Source organism: Desulfovibrio sp. JY (assembly GCA_021730285.1).
GTDB lineage: Bacteria > Desulfobacterota > Desulfovibrionia > Desulfovibrionales > Desulfovibrionaceae > Solidesulfovibrio.
The window spans coordinates 2,998,612-3,017,222 of sequence record CP082962.1; the positions used below are offsets into that span (position 1 = coordinate 2,998,612).

At 65.5% G+C, this 18,611-nt stretch carries 15 protein-coding genes and 2 tRNA genes; 7 read left to right on the forward strand and 10 right to left on the reverse strand.

Annotation, left to right across the window (positions count from 1 at the left end; translation table 11 throughout):
- The first annotated feature begins 82 nt into the window (after positions 1–82).
- Together K9F62_13360 and K9F62_13365 are read left to right on the forward strand one after the other, a co-directional pair.
- Complete coding sequence (locus tag K9F62_13360; GenBank protein ID UJX39703.1) at positions 83–2,116, forward strand: methyl-accepting chemotaxis protein; 2,034 nt, start codon at positions 83–85, stop codon at positions 2,114–2,116.
- A gap of 61 nt (positions 2,117–2,177) precedes the next feature.
- Positions 2,178–3,155 (forward strand): lipoate--protein ligase, encoded by a 978-nt coding sequence (locus K9F62_13365; protein ID UJX43206.1) that lies wholly within the window; start codon positions 2,178–2,180, stop codon positions 3,153–3,155.
- A 151-nt stretch (positions 3,156–3,306) separates the two neighbouring features.
- Here K9F62_13365 and K9F62_13370 read toward each other — a convergent pair whose 3' ends face one another.
- Positions 3,307–3,717 (reverse strand): hypothetical protein, encoded by a 411-nt coding sequence (locus K9F62_13370; GenBank protein UJX43207.1) that lies wholly within the window; start codon positions 3,715–3,717, stop codon positions 3,307–3,309.
- A 458-nt stretch (positions 3,718–4,175) separates the two neighbouring features.
- Here K9F62_13370 and K9F62_13375 point away from each other — a divergent pair, with 458 nt between their 5' ends.
- Positions 4,176–5,042: a glycosyltransferase family 2 protein gene (locus K9F62_13375; protein UJX39704.1), complete on the forward strand. Its 867-nt coding sequence runs from the start codon at positions 4,176–4,178 to the stop codon at positions 5,040–5,042.
- 5 nt (positions 5,043–5,047) lie between these two features.
- On the opposite strand, the gene K9F62_13380 is transcribed toward K9F62_13375, so the two are convergent.
- From K9F62_13380 to K9F62_13405, 6 genes are read right to left on the reverse strand one after another with little or no spacing between them, the layout of a single operon-like run.
- On the reverse strand, positions 5,048–5,809 hold the full coding sequence (locus K9F62_13380) for a hydrogenase (GenBank protein UJX39705.1): 762 nt from the start codon (positions 5,807–5,809) through the stop codon (positions 5,048–5,050).
- Between the two features lie 10 nt (positions 5,810–5,819).
- The gene (locus K9F62_13385; GenBank protein UJX39706.1) at positions 5,820–7,304 is read right to left on the reverse strand and encodes a hydrogenase; all 1,485 of its coding nucleotides are present in this window, start codon (positions 7,302–7,304) and stop codon (positions 5,820–5,822) included.
- A 4-nt stretch (positions 7,305–7,308) separates the two neighbouring features.
- Positions 7,309–8,778 (reverse strand): NADH dehydrogenase FAD-containing subunit, encoded by a 1,470-nt coding sequence (locus tag K9F62_13390; protein ID UJX39707.1) that lies wholly within the window; start codon positions 8,776–8,778, stop codon positions 7,309–7,311.
- A gap of 6 nt (positions 8,779–8,784) precedes the next feature.
- Positions 8,785–9,426 carry a hydrogenase-4 component E gene (locus K9F62_13395; protein ID UJX39708.1) on the reverse strand — a complete coding sequence of 214 codons (642 nt, stop codon included), beginning with the start codon at positions 9,424–9,426 and terminating at the stop codon, positions 8,785–8,787.
- A gap of 4 nt (positions 9,427–9,430) precedes the next feature.
- Positions 9,431–10,327 carry an NADH-quinone oxidoreductase subunit H gene (locus K9F62_13400; protein UJX39709.1) on the reverse strand — a complete coding sequence of 299 codons (897 nt, stop codon included), beginning with the start codon at positions 10,325–10,327 and terminating at the stop codon, positions 9,431–9,433.
- A gap of 3 nt (positions 10,328–10,330) precedes the next feature.
- Positions 10,331–12,310 carry a hypothetical protein gene (locus K9F62_13405; protein UJX39710.1) on the reverse strand — a complete coding sequence of 660 codons (1,980 nt, stop codon included), beginning with the start codon at positions 12,308–12,310 and terminating at the stop codon, positions 10,331–10,333.
- A 223-nt stretch (positions 12,311–12,533) separates the two neighbouring features.
- Here K9F62_13405 and K9F62_13410 point away from each other — a divergent pair, with 223 nt between their 5' ends.
- Together K9F62_13410 and K9F62_13415 are read left to right on the forward strand one after the other, a co-directional pair.
- Positions 12,534–12,749: a hypothetical protein gene (locus K9F62_13410; protein ID UJX39711.1), complete on the forward strand. Its 216-nt coding sequence runs from the start codon at positions 12,534–12,536 to the stop codon at positions 12,747–12,749.
- Between the two features lie 1,300 nt (positions 12,750–14,049).
- Positions 14,050–14,259 (forward strand): TOBE domain-containing protein, encoded by a 210-nt coding sequence (locus tag K9F62_13415; GenBank protein UJX39712.1) that lies wholly within the window; start codon positions 14,050–14,052, stop codon positions 14,257–14,259.
- Between the two features lie 215 nt (positions 14,260–14,474).
- On the opposite strand, the gene K9F62_13420 is transcribed toward K9F62_13415, so the two are convergent.
- Positions 14,475–14,551 (reverse strand) — tRNA-Asp (locus tag K9F62_13420).
- 10 nt (positions 14,552–14,561) lie between these two features.
- Positions 14,562–14,637: transfer RNA gene (locus tag K9F62_13425), tRNA-Val, on the reverse strand.
- Between the two features lie 137 nt (positions 14,638–14,774).
- Between K9F62_13425 and K9F62_13430 the strand changes: the two genes are divergently transcribed.
- Positions 14,775–15,626 (forward strand): alpha/beta fold hydrolase, encoded by an 852-nt coding sequence (locus K9F62_13430; protein ID UJX39713.1) that lies wholly within the window; start codon positions 14,775–14,777, stop codon positions 15,624–15,626.
- A gap of 102 nt (positions 15,627–15,728) precedes the next feature.
- Positions 15,729–17,279: a diguanylate cyclase gene (locus K9F62_13435; GenBank protein ID UJX39714.1), complete on the forward strand. Its 1,551-nt coding sequence runs from the start codon at positions 15,729–15,731 to the stop codon at positions 17,277–17,279.
- A 71-nt stretch (positions 17,280–17,350) separates the two neighbouring features.
- Here K9F62_13435 and tadA read toward each other — a convergent pair whose 3' ends face one another.
- Positions 17,351–18,601, reverse strand: coding sequence for a Flp pilus assembly complex ATPase component TadA (gene tadA / locus K9F62_13440; protein UJX39715.1), 1,251 nt, complete (start codon positions 18,599–18,601; stop codon positions 17,351–17,353).
- Positions 18,602–18,611: the final 10 nt, after the last annotated feature.

Consider the following 18,611-nt stretch of genomic DNA (forward strand, 5'->3'; position numbering starts at 1 on the left):
GCGAAACGCTGCCATGGCCCTTCGGCCGGGGCAGATGCTTCGCAGCGCAACTCCCAAGCAGAAGAAGTACCAGGAGCGTGCCATGCGTTTTCGAAGCATCACCACGGCCATGTCGCTTATCATCGGCGCTATCATCCTCGTTATTCAGGCGATATTCATTCTGACGGCGTCATCGTCGGTGTACAAGGAAAGCGTGACCGCCAAGCGGCATGAGATGGAAGTGCTGGTCAACACCATCGCGAAGTCGGCGGAGGATTTCGGCGAGCAGGAGATGCAGCTGGTGCGGGCCGCTTCGAACCTGCCGGCCCTGCGGGAATATCTGCGCACCGGTTCCGGCACGGCCCCGGAAATCCTGGCCGGCCTGTCCAGGGCTTCCGACGACGTCAACACCTTCTACCTGACCAACGCCCAGGGACGGCAGGTCATCCTCATGACCCAGGGCAAGACCGCGCCGCCGAACGATCTTGGCAAGAGCCCCACGATCCGGGCCGCCCTGGACGGCGCGGAATCGCGCAGCCGGATTCCGGGTAAAAGCAATGCCACCCAAAAGCTCATCGTGAGCCTCAACGTCCCGATCCGGGGGGAAGACGGCGCGGTACTCGGGGTGGTGGGCATGACCTATCCGCTCGACAGGCTCATTGAGCGCTATATCGAGGGCACCCGGCTGGGGAAGACCGGTTTCCCCTTCATTTTATCCGAAGCAGGCGTCATGATCGCCCATCCGGACAAACGGCTGATACTGCGTGACGTGGCCGGGGAACCCGGTGTCGCGGCCATGCTCAAGAAAAAAAACGGCACCGGGACCTGCGCCATGAACGGCAAGGAAAAGGAGATCGTCTGGGTTCATATCCCCGCTTGGCATTGGGTCATGGCCTTCTCCATGGAGCAGTCCGAGATCGTGGCCCCGGCCGTGCGCCAGCGCAACCAGCTCGTCTGGGCCGGCATAGCCTCCGTGGTGGCCCTGGTCGCCATCAGCATGCTGGCGCTCTCGCGCCTTGTCGTACGTCCCCTCAAACAGCTCGGGGCCTACGCGGCGGCGGTGGACGGCGGCCATCTCGACGCGCAATTGTCCTTTGCCCGGCCAAACGAATTGGGCCAGCTGGCCGAACGGTTGCGGCACATGGTGGCAAGCCTTAAAAGCACCATCGACGAGGCCCGGGAGAAGACCGAATTGGCCAATCAGGCCGTGGACCGGGCCAACAGTGCCCAGCAGGATGCCGAACAGGCCAGACGTGCCGCCGAGTCCGCCAGGACGGAGGGTATGCTGCAGGCGGCCGGCACCTTGGAAGGGGTGGTGGGTGTGGTCTCCCAGGTCTCCGAGGAGCTTTCGGCCCAGATCGGGCAATCCAACCAGGGGACGGAACTCCAGAGTACGCGGATGGGGGAAATCGCCACCGCCATGGAGGAGATGAACGCCACGGTGATCGAGGTGGCGAAAAACGCGGCCGATGCCGCGGCCGCCGCGGCCCATGCCGGCCAGAGCGCCAAGGACGGCGCGAGCGTGGTTTCCCAGGCCGTGGCCGGTATCGGCAAAGCGCGGCAGCAGGCGTTTGCGCTCAAGGAAACCATGTCCCTGCTCGGCGGGCAGGCCAAGGACATCGGGGCGGTTCTGAGCGTGATTTCCGACATCGCCGACCAGACCAATCTGCTGGCCTTAAACGCCGCCATCGAGGCCGCCCGGGCCGGCGAGGCCGGACGCGGATTCGCCGTGGTGGCCGACGAAGTCAGAAAGCTGGCGGAAAAAACCATGGCCGCCACGGCCGAGGTCGATCAGGCCATCCGGGATATCCAGAAGCGGACCACGGAAAGCCTTGATGGCGTGGAGCGGGCCGTGAACTCCATCGAGGAGGCGACCGGGCTGGCCGGGCAGTCCGGGGATTCCCTGCAAGGGATCGTGGCCCTGGTCGAGCAGACCTCGGGCCAGGTGCGGTCCATCGCCACGGCGGCGGAACAGCAATCCGCCACGAGTCAGGAGATCAGCCGCAGCGTGTCCGATGTGTCCCGCATCTCGGTGGAGCTTTCCGAGGCCATGCACCATTCCTCCCAGGCCGTGGAGGCGATGGTTGCCCAGGCGCAGACGTTGCAGGGACTTATCGACGACATGAAGCGGTCGTGACGTCGGCGCGAGGCCCGGCGGCAAGAAAACGTCATTGAACGGACAGATACAGGGTGTGCGCGTGCGTTATTTGCATCTGGAAACAACCGATCCGGCGGTGAATCTCGCCACCGAGGAATGGTTGTTGCGGCACGATACGGCGGATGTCTTCATGTTGTGGCGCAATGGGCCTTCCATCATCATCGGCCGCAACCAGAACGCGCACGCCCAGATCAATGAAGCGTATGTCCGTGAGCAGGGCATCCCGGTCGTCCGGCGGTTGACCGGCGGCGGCGCGGTCTTTCATGATCTCGGGAATGTGAATTTCACCTTCATCACGACCGGGCGGACAAGCACCGCGTTGGATTTCAAGCGGTTTACCGATCCCATTGTCGCGGCCTTGCAGAAAATCGGCGTGCCGTGCCGCCTGGACGGCCGCAACGACCTGACCGTGCATGGCCGCAAGATATCGGGCAATGCCCAGTTCGCCTTGGGAAATCGCGTATTGCATCATGGGACGTTGCTGTATGCCGCTTCGATGCCGGACATCGCCCAGGCGCTTGTCGTGAACCCGGTGAAATATCAGGACAGGGCCGTCAAAAGTGTCGCCGCGCGCGTGGCGAACATCCGCTCCTTTCTGCACGAACCGTTGTCCGTCGAGGACTTCATCCAATTCATGTTCACTGCAATAGTCCCACGTGGTCAAAGCGACGACAGGCGGCTGACGCCTGAGGAGCAGCAGGGAATACAGCTGCTCGCCGACAGAAAATACCGATCGTATGCGTGGAATTTCGGCTGTTCGCCCAAGTATGCCTTTTCGAAATCCATCCGGACGGCCGGTGGCGTGGTGGAGATCCATTTTGATGTCGCGGGGGGCGTGATACAGGCCCTGAAGATATTCGGGGAGTTTTTTTCCAAAAATGAATTGGTCTCATTGGAGAATAAAGTCAGAGGATGTTGTCATTCCCGCGAAGCTCTCTTGAAGCGCCTTGAGGATGTCAACTTGGACGACTACATGCTTGGTGTCGATACGGGGACATTCGTGGACTGTTTTTTTTGATGCGTTCGCAAGCCGTCCTGTTGGCGAACGCATGAAGCGGGATGCATACGCTTCATGGCTCGATCCCACGGCCATGGATGCGGGGGCGGGTCCACGTTTTGAGGTGGGGAGCGCGCGAGGGGCGCTCTTATTTTTACAAAGGGCTCCTGTGCTACTCAAACCCCGTCGACAGGGTGAGCGGATCGCGCAGGAAATCGATTTCCTCCTGGGTCAGGATGCAGGGCTCCTGCCCCGGCGGGTTGGGGGCGGGGCGCAGGCGGCAAAGGGTTTCGCGGGTCTGGGCCAGAAGCGACTCCGGCAGGATCGGCAGCTGGCAAAGCCCCTGGATGCGGCCTTTGGCCGTGGCCTGGCGCACCACGACCGGGCAGGGCGGATGGAAAAGCGCGATGACCTCCATGCCGCGCCGGCCCAGGACATACATGTCCGCCACGGCTTCGTCCGCATCCTGACCCACCTCGTAGTAGGCCAGGCGGCAGATCCGCCGGCTTCCCATCAAACGCAAGGCCTCGTCGCAGTCGCGGGCCGCGACCACGGGATATTTGCCCGACAGGACCCCGGCCATGACGGCGAGGTCGACGATGTCCGGGCTGATGATGCAAACGCTGGCGGCCGGCATGGGTCTCCTGGCGGATACGCTCCATACGTGTCCTTTATCCGATGGGGCAACGCCTCGGTTGGATTCCATTTTTATCATACCAAGGCACTTTTGGGGGAGTGCCGCTTTGATCGGCCGTGAAGTCGCGGATTTCATTTTTGAGAGGATAGACACATCGCTTTGTTGCGACAGTGTGTTGCCGGCCAAGAGGTTTCCAGTTTCCAGCTTATTGCTAGGAGGTCGTTCCGGAAGCGCTTCCGGTTACCACCAGGACTTTCCCGGCGGCGGGCGGCGGGGCACGGCCGTGTTGCCCCGGGGCGCGGGAGAGTTCATACTCGGTGAGGCGAGCGCGGCGTTCGGGAGGTTTTGCCAGCCGGCCGGCTGGGGGCGATCCGCTTGCCAAATCGTTTTCGACGGGAGCTCCCTTGGATTCGACCCGACCTCAGGACCGCACGCGCACCCCGGCGCTCATGATCCTCACTTCGCACCGCAGGGACTGTTTCGATCTGTGCGTCTGGTGTCTGGAACGCTTCACCCGGCTGGAGCGTTTTACAGCCGTCTATGTCCTGGCCAACGCCGTTTCGCCCGAGCACGAGGCGAGCATCACCGCCTTCGCCGCGCGCCATGCCCATGTCCGGGTGGTTCCCTGCCTGCCCGAGGGGCTGGTGCCGGCGGTCATGGAGGCGCAAAACACCATCCTGGCCAGACACGCCGATGACGGCGTGGTGAAAATCGACGAGGACGTCTTCGTGACTGAGCACTGGCTGGATCATCTGCTGGCGGCGCACCGGATGCACGCCGAAAATCCGGGGGTGCTGCTCGTCGCCTGCCCAACGCCCGTGAGCACCACGGGCAAACGGTGCCTCGGGGCTTTTTTCCGGGCGCATTTTCCCGATATCGTGGAGCGCTGTGCCGCGAGCCGGGTCTACGACGATCCGGTCTATCACCGGTTGGTGTGGGAGGCGGTGCTGACGCGGGACCTGATGGGGAAGTACGCCCGCTTCGCCAACGACGCCTACTTCTATTCCGCGAGCCTCATCATCCACTGCGTGCTCTACGACCGCAAGGCCCTGGAGGCGATCGGGCCGTTCCCCACCCAGGCCATAAAGGGCGCGCTGGTGACCGATGAAGTGGCGGTCAACATGGCGCTTCGCCGCACGGGGAAAAAGGCGGCCCTGCCCTCGGCCGGGCTGGTGCACCACTACAGTCACGCCGCCTGCCTGGCGGCCATGTTGCGCGACGTGCCCGTGGCGCGCATCGGGGCCTGGATGCGCGAGGCGGCGGGAAAATAGCGCCGTTACGGCGTCGGGACCCCGAGCAGGCGCAGCAGCCCGTCCAGGATGGTCAGCGGATGGGGCGGACAGCCCGGAACGTAGAGGTCCACGGGCACGACACCCGGCGCGCCGCCGCAGCTCTCGGCGCTGGCCGCGAAGATCCCGCCCGATATGGCGCAGGCCCCGACCGCGATGGCGAGCCTCGGGTCCGGCACGGCGTCGAAGGTGTCGCGGGTCGCCTGGCGCATATTTTCCGTCACCGGGCCGGTCACGGCCACGCCGTCGGCATGGCGGGGCGAGGCCACGAAATCGATGCCGAAGCGGCCGAGGTCGTAAACCACCGTGCCGAGCACGTTGATGTCCGCCTCGCAGGCGTTGCAGCCGCCGGCGCTTATCTGCCGCAGCTTGAGCGAACGGGCGAAGAGCCGGCGTCTGGCGGGCTCCAGGGGGTTGACTTCGGGTCTGGTTCCCGGGCGCAGGATCAGTCCCTCCCGGGAGGTTGCGGCCAGGCGGTGGTCGCCGGTGAAACGCACCCGGCCGCCGGGGCAGGCCGCGCAGGCCCCGCACAGGATGCAGCGGCCGAGATCGAGGTACAGACCGTCATGGTCGAAACCGAGGGCTCCGGTGGGGCACAGCCCGGCGCAGACGGCCTTGCAGTCCGAAACGCAGGGGCCGTCGACCAGCTCGGGCCGTCCCCGGTAGCGGGGCGGCAGCGGGGGGACGCTTTCGGGGAAGGCGACGGTGCGCCGGCCCTGTTGCAGGCGTTCGAGCAGAATGCGAAACATGGGCGCGTTCCTACAGGTCGTGTCCGCAGTACGACAGATTGAAGCTCTTGTTGCACAGGGGAAAATCCGAAATCTGCTGTCCCCGCAGCGCCACGGCCAGCCCGAACCAGTTGTGAAAGGACGGGTCGATGATCTTGTAGGCGGCGAAACGGCCGTCCGGGCCGGTCACGGCCACATGATGCACTTCGCCGCGCCAGCCCTCGACGATGCCGACGGCCAGGCGGTCCGGTGGCAGCCCGTCCGGCATGGGCCGGCCTATGGGGCCTGTGGGCGGATCGGCCAGGGCCTTATCCAGAAAATCGAGTGACGTTTCCAGCTCCAGCCGGCGCACCAGGGCCCGGGCGTAGACGTCGCCGAAATCGTGCAGCGACAGCGGAATGTCCTTGGGATCGGTCCCGGGCAGGGGGAAGGTGCGCCTTGCGTCCCGGGACAGGCCGCAGGCCCGGGCGGGGGGACCGACCAGCCCCAGCTCCTGGGCCGTCGTTGCGGTCAGCCGCCCCGTGCCTTCGAACCGGGCCAGGACCGTGGACGAGGCGAAGAGCAGTTCGCAGGCCCCGAAGGCGGCCCGGCGGCCGGCCTCCAGGCGCTTGGCCAGTTCCACGCGCGCTTCCTCGTCGAGGTCGACGGCCGCCCCGCCCGGGCGCACGATGCCCCGGCCGAAGCGGTTGCCGCAAAAAAGCGCGGTCATGTTGAGAAAATCGCCCCGGATGCGGCCGCAGTAGGACATGGTGGGCAAGAAGCCCACGTCGCCGGAAAGCGCGCCCAGGTCGCCGGTATGGTTGGCCAGGCGCTCCAGCTCCAGGGCCATACGGGCGATCCAGCGGCCGCGTGGCGCGGCGTCCCGGCCGGTCAGGCTTTCCACCACGGCGGCATGGGCCAGACTGTGCCCGATGGTGGTGTCGCCGGCGACCGTCTCCACGAGATGGGGCGTGCGGATGTCCGGGCCGCCGACAAGCAGGCGCTCGACGCCCCGGTGCTGGTAGCCGAGGCTTATTTCCAGGTGCAGGACGTTCTCGCCGGCGCACTGGAAGCGGAAATGGCCGGGCTCGATGATGCCGGCATGGACCGGCCCCACGGCCACCTCGTGGACTTCCTCGCCCTGGACCTTGAAAAAGTCGGTGATGCCCGGCCGGGGCCTCGGCCCTTCGGGATGGGGAAACGACGGGGCGAAGCGCACGGGTTTGAGCCAGGGATGGCCCTCGGGCCGGATTTCCCACTGCTCGAAAAGTTCGCGCTCGAAGAGATGGCACTGCGGGCACTCGGGGGTGAGCGACGGGTAGGCGGTCACGGGGCCGGTGCGAAAGACGGCCAGCTTGCCGTCGTGGTCGCGCCCGGTCAGGGCGACAAGTCCCACGCCGTCTTTGCCGGGCAGGCCGAAAAGGGCCGTCACCCGCCAACCGTCGGCAACGCGGTCGAGGACCCGCTGGCGAAAATCGTCGAGCGACAGCAGGGGAATGTCGGCCAGGGGCAGGCTTTGGGTATGGGAAAATTCCATGGCGTCAGCCTCCGATGGCCCCGGCCACCCGGGAAAGAAAGGCCTGCAAGGGCGCGGGCAGGAAAAGGCCCAGCACAAGGACCAGGGCCAACAGGGCGAAAGGCGGCCCCCAGGAGACCACCGGTTCCGAAACCGGCGGATGCACGGCCGGCGGCACCGGTCCCTGGACCATGCGCAGGACCGTCACGGACATGCCGACGAAAATGACCGCCAGAAAAACCAGGTAACATACGGCGGCGGCGATGGCCCCGGCGGCGAACATGGCCCGCAGGATCAGCAGTTCGCTGACGAAGAGGCCAAAGGGCGGCGAGCCGCAGATGGCCAGAAAGCCGGCCAGCCACAGCGCGCCCGTGACGGGCAGGGCCCGGGCCAGCCCCCGGGCGTCGTGGCAGGACCGCGTGTGGTACAGCGCCAGGATATTTCCCGAAACGAGAAAGAGCGCGCCCTTGGTCAGGGAATGGCAGGCGGCGTGGAGCATGGCCCCGAAAACGGCCCCGCCGCCGATGCCGACGCCCAGGGCCAGGATGCCCATATGCTCGACGCTGGAATAGGCGAGCAGGCGTTTGTAGTCGCCCTGGCCGACGATGAAGACGGCGGCCACGCCCATGGAGAGCAGACCGAAAAGGACCAGCAGCCCGCCGCTGAAATCGGCGATGCCGGCCGCGCCGAGCACTTGGTGGGCGCGCAGGATGCCGAGAAAGGCGCAGTTGAGAAGGGCTCCGGAGAGAAGCGCCGAAACGAGCGACGGCGACTGGCTGTGGGCGTCGGGCAGCCAGTTGTGCATGGGGGCCAGCCCCATCTTGGTGCCGTAGCCGACGAGCAGGAAAATAAAGGCCGCCTTGAGCCAGGGTTTCCCGGCCAACGCCGCCCGGGGCAGCATGGCGGCGATGTCCATGGAGGGGAGCGGACTGGCCGGATCGTAGAAGGCCACGGAAAAAAGGATGTTGCCGAGTAGGGCCAGGGCGATGCCCACCGAACAGATGAGCAGGTATTTCCAAGTCGCTTCCAGGGAGCGGCGGTGGCGGTGGAAGTAGATCAGCGGCGCGCTCGAAAGGGTGGTGGCCTCGATGCCGACCCAGAGCACGGACAGGTTGCGCGTGGTCGCGACCAGGGTCATGGAGGCCAGAAACAGGCACAGGCAGGCGGTGAAGATGCGCTCCGGGGCGTTTTGAAACACGGCCCCGTCCTGGAAATCGCGCTTGGCCCCGCCGCCTTCGGCGCGCAGGTAGCCGGTGGCGTAGATGGCGGCGGCCAGAAACAGCAGGCTGGCCAGGGTCAGGAAGAGCTGGCCGGGCGCGTCGAGTTCCAACAGCCCGCCAAAGGCCGGGGCCGGCGGATGGGCGAAGGTGGCCGCGACGAGGGCGGTATGGAGCATGGCCGCGACGACCAGCACGGCCCGGCGGGGCCGGTCGGCGGGCAGGGCCAGGGACAAAGCGGCGGCCAGGATCGGGACGAGAAGCAGGGCGTCGAGCATAGAGGATCAGTCCCGCAGGCTGCAAAACCGTCCGACGTCGATGGACTCGAAGGTCTTGTTGATGTGGTGGATGGCGATGCCCATGACGAACACGGCCACGAAAATGTCGAGCAGTACGGACAACTCCAGCCAGACCGATCCCTGGCCGGAAAGGGGCGTGCCCAAAAGGAATATGCCATTTTCCATGCCCAGGTAGCCGATGACCTGGGTCAGGGCCTTTTTGCGGGCCACGACCAGGGTCAGGCCGGCGAAGATGGTGGTCAGGGCCGTTGGGAAAAGAAGCGGCGGGAAAAGCCCCGGCGGAAAGGGCAGGCGCGTTTCCAGCCACAGGGAAAAGAGCAGCCCGGCCACCCCGGCCACCAGCGACAGGTGGAAGCCGATGGTCGGCTCCACCACCGGGTTGACCTCGAGGCGGGAAAGCGTGCGGGCCAGAAGCGCCGGAAAGCCCACGCCCTTGATGGCGAACACGGCCAACGACAGGGCCAGCGCATGGCCATGGGCGGCCGGGCCGGTGAAAAGGAGCGGCACGGCCGCCAAAAGCGCTCCCTGGATGGCGGTCAGGCGGATCAGCACCCGCAGCCGCGAAATGGCCAGATAGGCCAGGTTGCAGCACAGCAGGGCCACCAGGACGGATTCGAAAAGCTCCACGCGCCTACCTCCAGAGCGTCAGGACCAGGGACAGGGCGGCCAAGGCCCCGGCCCCGCCGAGAAGGCGCGGCACGCGCACAAGCCGCAGCCGGGCCATGATCGACTCCACCACGCCGACGACGACCGCCGCAGCCAGCATGGCGACAAGCCACCCTCCCCAGGCGGCCAGCGGCGGCAGGCCGGCCAAAGGCACCAGGCAGCCGACGACCAGGGCGCAGAAAAGCCAGAGTTTGAGCGCCGCGCCGTACACGATGGCGGCCATGTCCGGGCCGCTGTGGTCGAGGACCATGACCTCGTGGATCATGGTCAGCTCCAGGTGGGTGTTGGGATCGTCCACCGGCAGGCGGGAGTTTTCCGCCAGCAGCAGCACGAACAGCACGGCCGGGACGAAAAATTCCTCGGGCGCGAAAACCCGGCCCGGTCCGACGAGCATGGCCGAGAGCGACAAGCCGTCGGTCTGGCTGGCCAGACACAGAAAGCACAAAAAAAGCACCGGCTCGGCCAGGGCGGAAAAGACGGCCTCGCGGCTGGCGCCCATGCCCTCGAAGCTCGATCCCGTGTCCAGGGCGGCCAGCACCAGGGCCAGGCGGGAGAGCCCGAGCAGATAGGCCATCAGCATGAAATCCCCGGAAAAGCGCACGGGCGCGGGCTCGCCGCCGGCCGGGACCAGGGCCAGGGCACAGGCCACGGCGGCCAGGGACACGGTCGGGCCGGCGACGAACATCCAGGAGGCTGTGTTGCTTATGACCGCGCCTTTGCGCGCGAGTCTGGCCAGATCGAAGTAGGTCTGGAGCAGCGGCCGTCCCTGCCTGCCGGCGAACCGGGCCTTGACGCGGTTGATGACGCCAAGGAGCAGGGGGGCCAGAAGCAGGGCCAGGAGGGGATGGATGAAGGACTGCATGGCTTAGAGTTTCCAGGCCAGAAGCAGGACGACCGTGGCCAGGATGTAGAGGATGTAGAGGTGGACCCGGCCGTGCTGCACCACCTTGAGGCTGTCGCAGACCCGGGCCGCCAGCTCGAAAGCCGGCGCGAAGACCGATGTCTTGAGTCGGTCCGGGGCGGTGACCGTCAGCCGGGCCCGGGCCGGAAACCAGCCGGGGGCCATGTCCAGGCGGCTTTTGACGCCCATGGGGCCGGACAGGATTCTGGCCGCCGGCTCGACGAACGAGGCCGCGCCGTACTGGATGCGGGCGGTGGGGGCCAGGTAGCCGCAGCCCCAGGTGGGCTCCCGGCGCGTGCCGGCGCTGGCGAGCAGACGGTTGCGCAGAAAGAGGATGGCCAGGATCAGGACGAGCAGACCGCCCAGAACGGTCAGCACGCCCCACTGCATGCCCAGGGCGTCGGCCACGGCCTGCCGGGCCGGACCGGCGCTTTGGCCGGGAAAGGTGAGCGCGGCCTGGGCGGCAAGGTCGAAAAGCCGGGGGGCGCTTACGGCCGCTCCCAGGCAGCAGGCGGCCAGGGCGATGACCGGGACCAGGGCGCCCGGGCCCGGGGCATGGGCCGTTGCCGCCGCCTTGGTGCGGGGCTCGCCGAGAAAGGCCAGGCCGTCGGCCTTGGCCAGGGCGGCCAGGGCGAAACCGCCCACGGCGGCCAGGGCGGCCATGGCCGCGGCAAAACCGGCCCGGGGCAGCAGTCCCGGCAGATCGAGGCCGTGAAACATGGCCATGGCCAGGGTCAGTTCGCCGGCGAATCCGGCCAGGGGCGGGAGGCCCGCGATGCCGGCGGCGGCCAGGGCGAAGGCCGCGCCGACGACAGGCATGCGTTTGCCGAGGCCGCCGAGGTGGCTTAGGCGCACGCTGCCGACGCCGTGGAGCACCTCGCCGGCGCACAAAAAGAGCGTGCCCTTGAAGGCCGCGTGGTTGAGCATGTGGAAAAGCGCCCCGGCCAGCCCCAGCACGGCCACGGTCGGCGCGCCGGCCTGCAATCCCACGCAGCCGATGCCGAACCCGAGCAGGATGATGCCCATGTTTTCCACGCTGGAGTAGGCGAGCAGCCGCTTGAGGTTGCCCTGGGCCAGGGCCTGGAGGATGCCGGACAGGGCGGTGACCAGCCCCAGGGCGATGAGCACCCAGCCCTGCCAGGGCGCGGCCGGGCCGATCAGCTCCAGGGCGCGCCACAGGCCGTAGAGCCCGGCGTTGATCATGGCCCCGGACAGCATGGCCGAGACATGGCTCGGCGCGGCCGGATGGGCCTCGGGCAGCCAGACGTGGAAAGGAACGAAGCCGGCCTTGGCCCCGAACCCGACCAGGGCCAGCACGAAAAGGACGGCCGGTGCGGCAAGCCCGCCGTGGGACAGGGACAGGCGGATGGCCGCGAATTCCGTTGCGCCCGTGCCTGCCCACAGCAATGTGAAAAAGGCGATGACGCAGACCGCGCCGAGGTGGGCGGCTATCAGATAAACCCAGGAGGCTTCGCGCACGCTCGCCTCTTCGTCGTGATGGGCGATGAGGAAAAACGGGGCCAGGGACATGATTTCCCAGGCCAGAAGAAAGCAGATGGCGTCCCGGGCGGTCATGACCAGGACAAGGCCGGCCAGAAGCAGGTTGTAGAAAAACCAGTGGGAGCCGGTGCGATCCGTGCCGCCGTGTTCACCGGCCAGGGCGGCCGCGCCGGAGGCGGCGCAGATGGCGCCGAGCACGCATACCGGCAGCAGGAAAAGCCGGCTGACCGGATCGAGCCCCAGGGACAGCGCGCCCATGGGCAGGCCCCAGGGCAGACGCATGGCGAGGAAACTACTAAAGGGACCGGACAGCACGGCGGCCAGGGTGGCCAGACAGCCCAGCACCGCGCCCGCCGCGCCAACGGCATTGCCCTTTTGGCGCAGGCCCAGGGCGAGCAGGCCGCTTGCGATGAAAATCGCGACGGCGACGAGAAGCCACTCCACGGGAAAAACCTCGCATGAGGGCCTTTTCTCGCGGCAATGCGCCTTCGGCCCGGAATATGGAAAGAAGTAATCGCTATGCTTGTTGCCTGACGCTGTCAATGCGGCGGCTGCACCTGACGGGGAAAGGCGTGCGGTTGCAGGGGCCCCTGCGGTCAAAAGGCGCGTCGCTCCAGTCGGGCGGGCGAGCGTCGCAGAGGACTTGCGAGCACGCCAACTCCCGGATGTGGAAGTCCCGCGTACCGACGACGGCCGTTTTCACCTGCATCCTGCTCCCGTCCTTGGCGACAAAACCCCGGATGAACGCATCACCCTGGACGAAGAGACCAACAGCTTCCAGGGCCTCGCCGGCGTCTGCACAGCGGGGCGTTTTTTGCGTTTCGCATTTTTTCTTGGCAGGCTTCGCCGGCATGGTTATTTTAAAAAAAAAGCTTATATCTAACTCTCGAGTCCCCGAGGGATGGTCATAATCTTACCTGATCGAATACGGTCCGAGGGCCGCTCTATGCAGAAGAAAATTTTAGCTTTGTGTCTATGCAGCCTCCTGCTGTCGGCAAGCGCGGCTGTTGCGCAACCGAGATGGGGGCCAAGACATGGGTACGGTCCCGGTCCTGGTCCTGGTGTCGGCGTAGCACTCGGTGCCGGCATTCTGGGCGGAGTGGTTGGTGGACTGCTGGCAGCACCGTATTACGCTCCCCCGCCCCCGGTTTATGTAGCACCGCCGCCGCCTGGGTATTACCCACCTCCTCCTGGATATTACCCGCCACCTCCTGGGTATTACCCGCCGCCTGGGTATTATTATCCACCGCCACCTCCAAGATATGGGTGGTAGCGCAAATTTTTTATTGAAACGGCTCCTGATTCAGGGGCCGTTTCGTGTTTCTGACGGGAATTGCTCCCCTCTTCCCCGAGGCGCAAGAGGCCGCCCGCGAGGTCGGGCTTGCTGACAACCGATCCGCAATGCTTTGAGGCGCACAAAGAAAGACCTCGCCCAGCTTTTTTAGAGCCAAGCGAGGTCGTTATTTCGTCATTTTTCAGCGTTGCCGAAATATGGTGTAGCGCGTCTCGACAATTTCTCTATCGGTTCTTACCCGCATTCTAGACGATCAGAAAAGTCTTATCGTCTTCTCGGCCTTGGTGCAGCACCTCGGGGCCTTCTTGTCTGGGCGACTCATTTCGCCTGCTATGCAATTTCGTACCCCATCGGCTTCTAACCCCCATCTGGAGTTCCTTCATCGGCGCTCTCCTTCGAGGTCGCCTTCCACTGTAGAGATAAGACCCTCTGCTCCATTGTAAAGCGAAATCAGACAAATACTTTACACGGCAGGATGGGCACGCAGACCATCCGGGGACGGGGTTTTACACCGGGCACGGGCGCTCCATGCGGCCGGCATGGGTACCGGCCGCCGGCCGGTTGGAATAGCCCCGGCACGGACGATGATATCGCTCTCGCGGGCGCAGGCTGTGATCGCAAAAGGTGGACGTCAACGAGCACACTACCCACAGTGGCCAATAGCCAGGACTATGTTTTTTTGCAGGAATCCACAAGATACATTGTACTTTTAATGTAATATTTGAGGATATTGGATTGTGCACGCTAATAATACAATATCTATTAAAACTATGCGTTATATATGGCGTAAAAATAAAGTCGATAAATCTTGTCAAAACAGTGGCAATCCCCTCCAGTCGTGGTATGAAGAGGAAGTTTCCAGAAACAACGAACCAAAGGATTGAGCGATATGAAAGTTAGCGCCCGCAATCTTATTCCCGGCACCGTCAAAAAGGTTAACATCGGCATGGTCAATGCCGAAGTCATCATCGAGGCCGGGCACGGTGTCGAAATTATTTCCATCATCACGAAGGAATCGGCCGAGCGTATGGGCCTGAAAGAAGGCTCCAAGGTCAAAGCCATGGTCAAGGCCTCCAGCGTCATGGTCGTCACCGACTAGACACCTCGCCTTCCCCCGCCATGTGAAAGGTCCCGCAGCATTGAGTTGCGGGACCTTTTTCTCTGCGTCCCGGCCTGTCCGGTCGTTGAGGGAACGGCCCGTCCGGTTTTGAGACGCAAACGTGCGGAGAACGTACATTTGAACGTACCAACGTAAAAGGCCCCAGGGATGCTTTCCCTGAGGCCTTTGGAAGTGGTCGCAACCACTCTTGTGTCTGGCGGGGCCGACGAGACTCGAACTCGCGCCCTCCGGCGTGACAGGCCGGCGTTATAACCAACTTAACTACGACCCCGCATGATCTCTGGTAGGCGGAACAGGACTCGAACCTGTGACCCTCGGCTTGTAAGGCCGATGCTCTCCCAGCTGAGCTACCCGCCCGCCCGGCGAGACACGGTATCTACGCAGGGCCCGTCCCGACGTCAACAAGTTTTTTCAAGAAATTTTGACCCAGGTGCATTTTTATTGCGATTCCGGTAGGCTGGAAACATCATCCAACCGCTGCCGGAGGCGCTGCCGTGACGCTCGTCGTTTGGCTTTTGGCCGTTGTCTGCCTCGTATCCGCCGCCGTGACCGCGCTGACCACGGTTTTTTCCCTCTCCGAGGCCGCCCGCCATGGCGCGCCCGGATTCCTGCTGCGTCCGTGCCGTCATCGCCACGCCGTCTGTCGTCTCTACGGCATTGCCACCGGCCTGGCCAGCCAGTGCGTCATGCTGCTGACCTATCCCCTGGGGCCCTTTGTCGGCCGCCCGCCGGCGCAGGCCCTGGACCCGGGCGCGCCGACCGTGGTCTGCCTGCACGGGCTTTACCACAATGCCGCCGCCTTTCTCCTCATTCGACCCGTGTTGGCCCGGTATGGCTTTCGGCGCGTGCTGTGCCTGTCCTACCGGAGCCTGGGCCCGGATTTCGAGGCGGTGGCGACGGCGCTTGCCGCCCGGGTGCGCCGGGAAGCGCCCGGGGAGGGGCCGCTGCTCTTTCTCGGCCACAGCCTGGGCGGGCTTCTGGCCCGGCGGATCATGGCCGAGGCCGATATCGCCAAGCGCACCCGGGCCGCCGTCACCCTGGGCACGCCGCACGGGGGAAGCACGCTGGCCAGGCTGGCCCTGGGCCGGCTGGGTCGTGGGCTCGTTCCCGAAAGTCCGCTTTTTCCCGCCCTCGACGCCCTGCCCGATCCTCCGGGCGCGGCGCTTTTGTCCCTGGCCTCGCCGGTGGACAACATGGTCATGCCCCTTGCCGGGCTGGTCGTGGGGCGTCCGGGCTGGACCGAGGAGGCCTGCCCGCCGGTATCCCATGTGGCCATGCTCTATGCGCCCGCCGTGGCGTGTCGGGCGGCGGCTTTTCTCGCCGGCGCGGCCGCTTCCGTCCGGTAACATGTTCATGAGCCGCAGCTTGGGGTTGTCCTGCGCACGAATGTTGGGCTAGGCTCGTTTGTCCCAGCACTTTTATGATCCGTGATCGACGGGGATGCCCTCATGGGAAAAAACGAATCCGCCCGCATCGGCTTTCGTGTCTGGCTTTTGGTCCTGACGATCTTCGCCTGTGTCCCCATGCTGCTTTTTTCCGTCATCTCCCTGGGCCTGCTCCTGCGCAGCCAGGGCGAGGTCGAACGGGACCGGCTGCGCCGGGAGGCGGCCGCATTGGCCGGGACCCTGGAGCGCCATCTTGCCGCCAGGGTCAGCATGCTGACCGCCATCGCCAATTCGGCGGCCGCGAAAAAGGGCGACCTGCGCCTGATCTACGAGCATGCCGCCAGGCTGGTGCGGCAATACCCCCGGCTTGCCTCCATCACGCTGGCCGATGAATCCGGACGTACCGCCTTTAGCACGCTGCACGCGTTCGGCACCCCTTTGCCCGAAACCCAAAACATGGATTTGCTGCGGCATATCCTGCAAACGGGCCAGGCGCAGGTTTCGGGCGTCTTTGAAGGGACGATATCCCACCGCAAGGTCACGGTGCTGGGCGTTGCGCTCACGACGGATTCCGGAGCGCGGTATTGCCTGGAAAACGTCCTGCCCGTGCTCGAACTCGAGGCGATCCTGGCCCAACAGCATTTGGGCGAGGTCTGGACAAGCGCCGTTTACGGGCCGGGGGGCAACATCATTGCCTGCCATGGCCCGCGTCTTCTCGTCGGTGACGCCGCGGTGGACGACCAGGGAAACGCAACGGTCGCGAAGGGGCCGGTCGAGCATGTCTGCGAATCCCTGGACGGCACACTCGTGGAGACCTCCTTGGCCGGCGTGGGCCAGTGGGGCTGGACCGTTTCGGTAAGCGTCCCCCAACAGTCCTTTGCCGCGCCGCTTCGCCGTTTGCTGGTGAAGATCAGCCTGGCCGGCGCGCTTTGCCTCCTCTCCGCGATTTTGGCCTCGTTCTGGCTGGCCCGTCGCCTCAGTCGCGACGTGACCCGCCTGGCCACGGCCTCGGCCGCCCTGGCCGCCGGCTCGCCCGGCCTCGAGGGCCGTGTCCTCATCCGGGAAATGGGCGAGGTGCGGGCCTGCCTCTGGGCGGCTCACGAGCGGGAGGAGCTGGCCCTGCACGATCCCCTGACCGGGCTTGCCGGCAGGACGCGCTTCTGGGAACTGGCCCGCGAACTGGAACAAAAGGCCAGGGACAATCCGGAACTGGGGCTGGCCGTCATGTTCATCGACCTCGACGGCTTCAAGCACGTCAACGATCACCACGGCCATGCCCGGGGGGACTGGATACTGCAACGCACGGCCGCGGCCCTGCGCGAGAGCCTTCGCGACACGGACGTGGCCGGGCGGCTCGGCGGCGACGAATTCGTGGTTGGCCTGATCGCCGGCAGGGAGCAGTTGCGTCAGGCGGCCACCTCCATCGCCGAGCGCATCGTGTCCCGGGTCCGCAACCTCGGCTATGGCATCGGTTGCAGCATCGGCGTGTCGCTGGGCCGGCACTATCCTCCCAATCTGGAGCGCTCCCTCAGCTTGGCCGACCAGGCCATGTACGAGGCCAAGGCCCAGGGGAAGAACCGCTACGTCGTGCGCGAGGACACGGTCGGCGGCTGAGGCGGCCGCCTGTCGCGTTCCTTTGCGCTGTCGCCGCAATCCGGAGGCTTCCCTTTCAGGGACACGATCCTTCAGGGCATGGACTTGCGCATCTGGGCCACCAGTTCCTCCAGGGGCAGGTCGTCGTCGATGCGGTAGGGACCGTTTAGCGGGGCTTCGGGCGGCCGGGAGGGCGAGGCGGATGTCTGGCTGGCCGGAGGCTCGGGCGCGCCGTTTTGGGCCGGGGCCGGTTCGGGGCAGGGCGCTGCCGGGACGAACTGGGGCGCTTCCATGGGGCGTACGTGGGCCGGGGTGTTGGGGCTTGGCCGAAAGGCCAGGGTCGGGGGCGTGAGCCGTGCCTTCTGGTCCAGGAATTCCTCCCGGTAGCGCTCGAAGGTGAACATGCCTTCGTTTCGGCCGGCCTGTTGGATGCCTTCGAGCTGGTTGAGGCGGTTTTCCCGGATCACGTTTTTGACCGAACTGCTGGTGCGCACGATGGAAAGCACCGGCGCGCGAAATCCCACCCTGGCCAGCACCTCCATGCGTTGCACCACCACCGCCGCCAGGCATGAGGCGATCTGGGCCCGGGCGTATTCCTGGGAGCCTTCGCCGTAGGCGTTGCACAGCCGCAGGAGCGCCTCCTCGGAAGTGCCGGCGTGCAGGGTGGCGATGACCACGTGGCCGGCCTCGGCGGCGTTCACGGTCAGGCGCATGGTCTCGGGGTCGCGCAACTCGCCCACCATGATGACGTCGCCATCCTCGCGCAGCACGTCCTGCAATCCCTGCTCGAAGGAGAGGAAATGCGCGCCGAGCTCCCGCTGGTCCACCAGCGCCTTGCCCGAAGTGAAGCGGTATTCGATGGGGTCTTCCAGGGTGATGATGTGGCAGGAGCGGGTTTCGTTGATTTCCCGGATCATGGCCGCGATGGTGGTGGATTTGCCGTTGCCCGTCGGGCCGCAGATGAGGATCAGGCCATGGGGAAGCGAGCACAGGTCGCGCAGGGAAGGGTGGAGGTTCAGGGCCTCGAAGTCCGGGATGACCGAGGGCAGAAAGCGCACGGCCAGGCCCAGCCCGTCGGCGGAGTAGAAGGCGTTGAGCCGCATCTGGGCGTCATGAAGATAGGACGAGAAGTCGAGCGACCAGCGTTCGGCCAGCATCCTGCGCTGGCGGTCGGTTGTCAGTTCGCGCAGCAGGGCCTCCAATTCCGCCGGGTCGAAAACGATATCCCGTTGGAAGTGGAGATGGCCGTTGCGGCGCACGGCGACGGGCTGGCCGGCCCGGATATGCAGGTCGGTGATGCCGTTTTTGACGCAGGTGCTGACGAGTCGGGTGAATTTTTCCATGTCGGGCCTG

Excerpts from the sequence above, each read along its gene's own strand:
- K9F62_13435 (UJX39714.1), top strand. The coding sequence starts at position 15,729 with ATGGGAAAAAACGAATCCGCCCGCATCGGCTTTCGTGTCTGGCTTTTG.
- K9F62_13390 (UJX39707.1), bottom strand. The coding sequence starts at position 8,778 with ATGCTCGACGCCCTGCTTCTCGTCCCGATCCTGGCCGCCGCTTTGTCC.
- tadA (UJX39715.1), bottom strand. The coding sequence starts at position 18,601 with ATGGAAAAATTCACCCGACTCGTCAGCACCTGCGTCAAAAACGGCATC.
- K9F62_13415 (UJX39712.1), top strand. The coding sequence starts at position 14,050 with ATGAAAGTTAGCGCCCGCAATCTTATTCCCGGCACCGTCAAAAAGGTT.
- K9F62_13370 (UJX43207.1), bottom strand. The coding sequence starts at position 3,717 with ATGGCCGGGGTCCTGTCGGGCAAATATCCCGTGGTCGCGGCCCGCGAC.
- K9F62_13360 (UJX39703.1), top strand. The coding sequence starts at position 83 with ATGCGTTTTCGAAGCATCACCACGGCCATGTCGCTTATCATCGGCGCT.
- K9F62_13380 (UJX39705.1), bottom strand. The coding sequence starts at position 5,809 with ATGTTTCGCATTCTGCTCGAACGCCTGCAACAGGGCCGGCGCACCGTC.
- K9F62_13385 (UJX39706.1), bottom strand. The coding sequence starts at position 7,304 with ATGGAATTTTCCCATACCCAAAGCCTGCCCCTGGCCGACATTCCCCTG.
- K9F62_13400 (UJX39709.1), bottom strand. The coding sequence starts at position 10,327 with ATGCAGTCCTTCATCCATCCCCTCCTGGCCCTGCTTCTGGCCCCCCTG.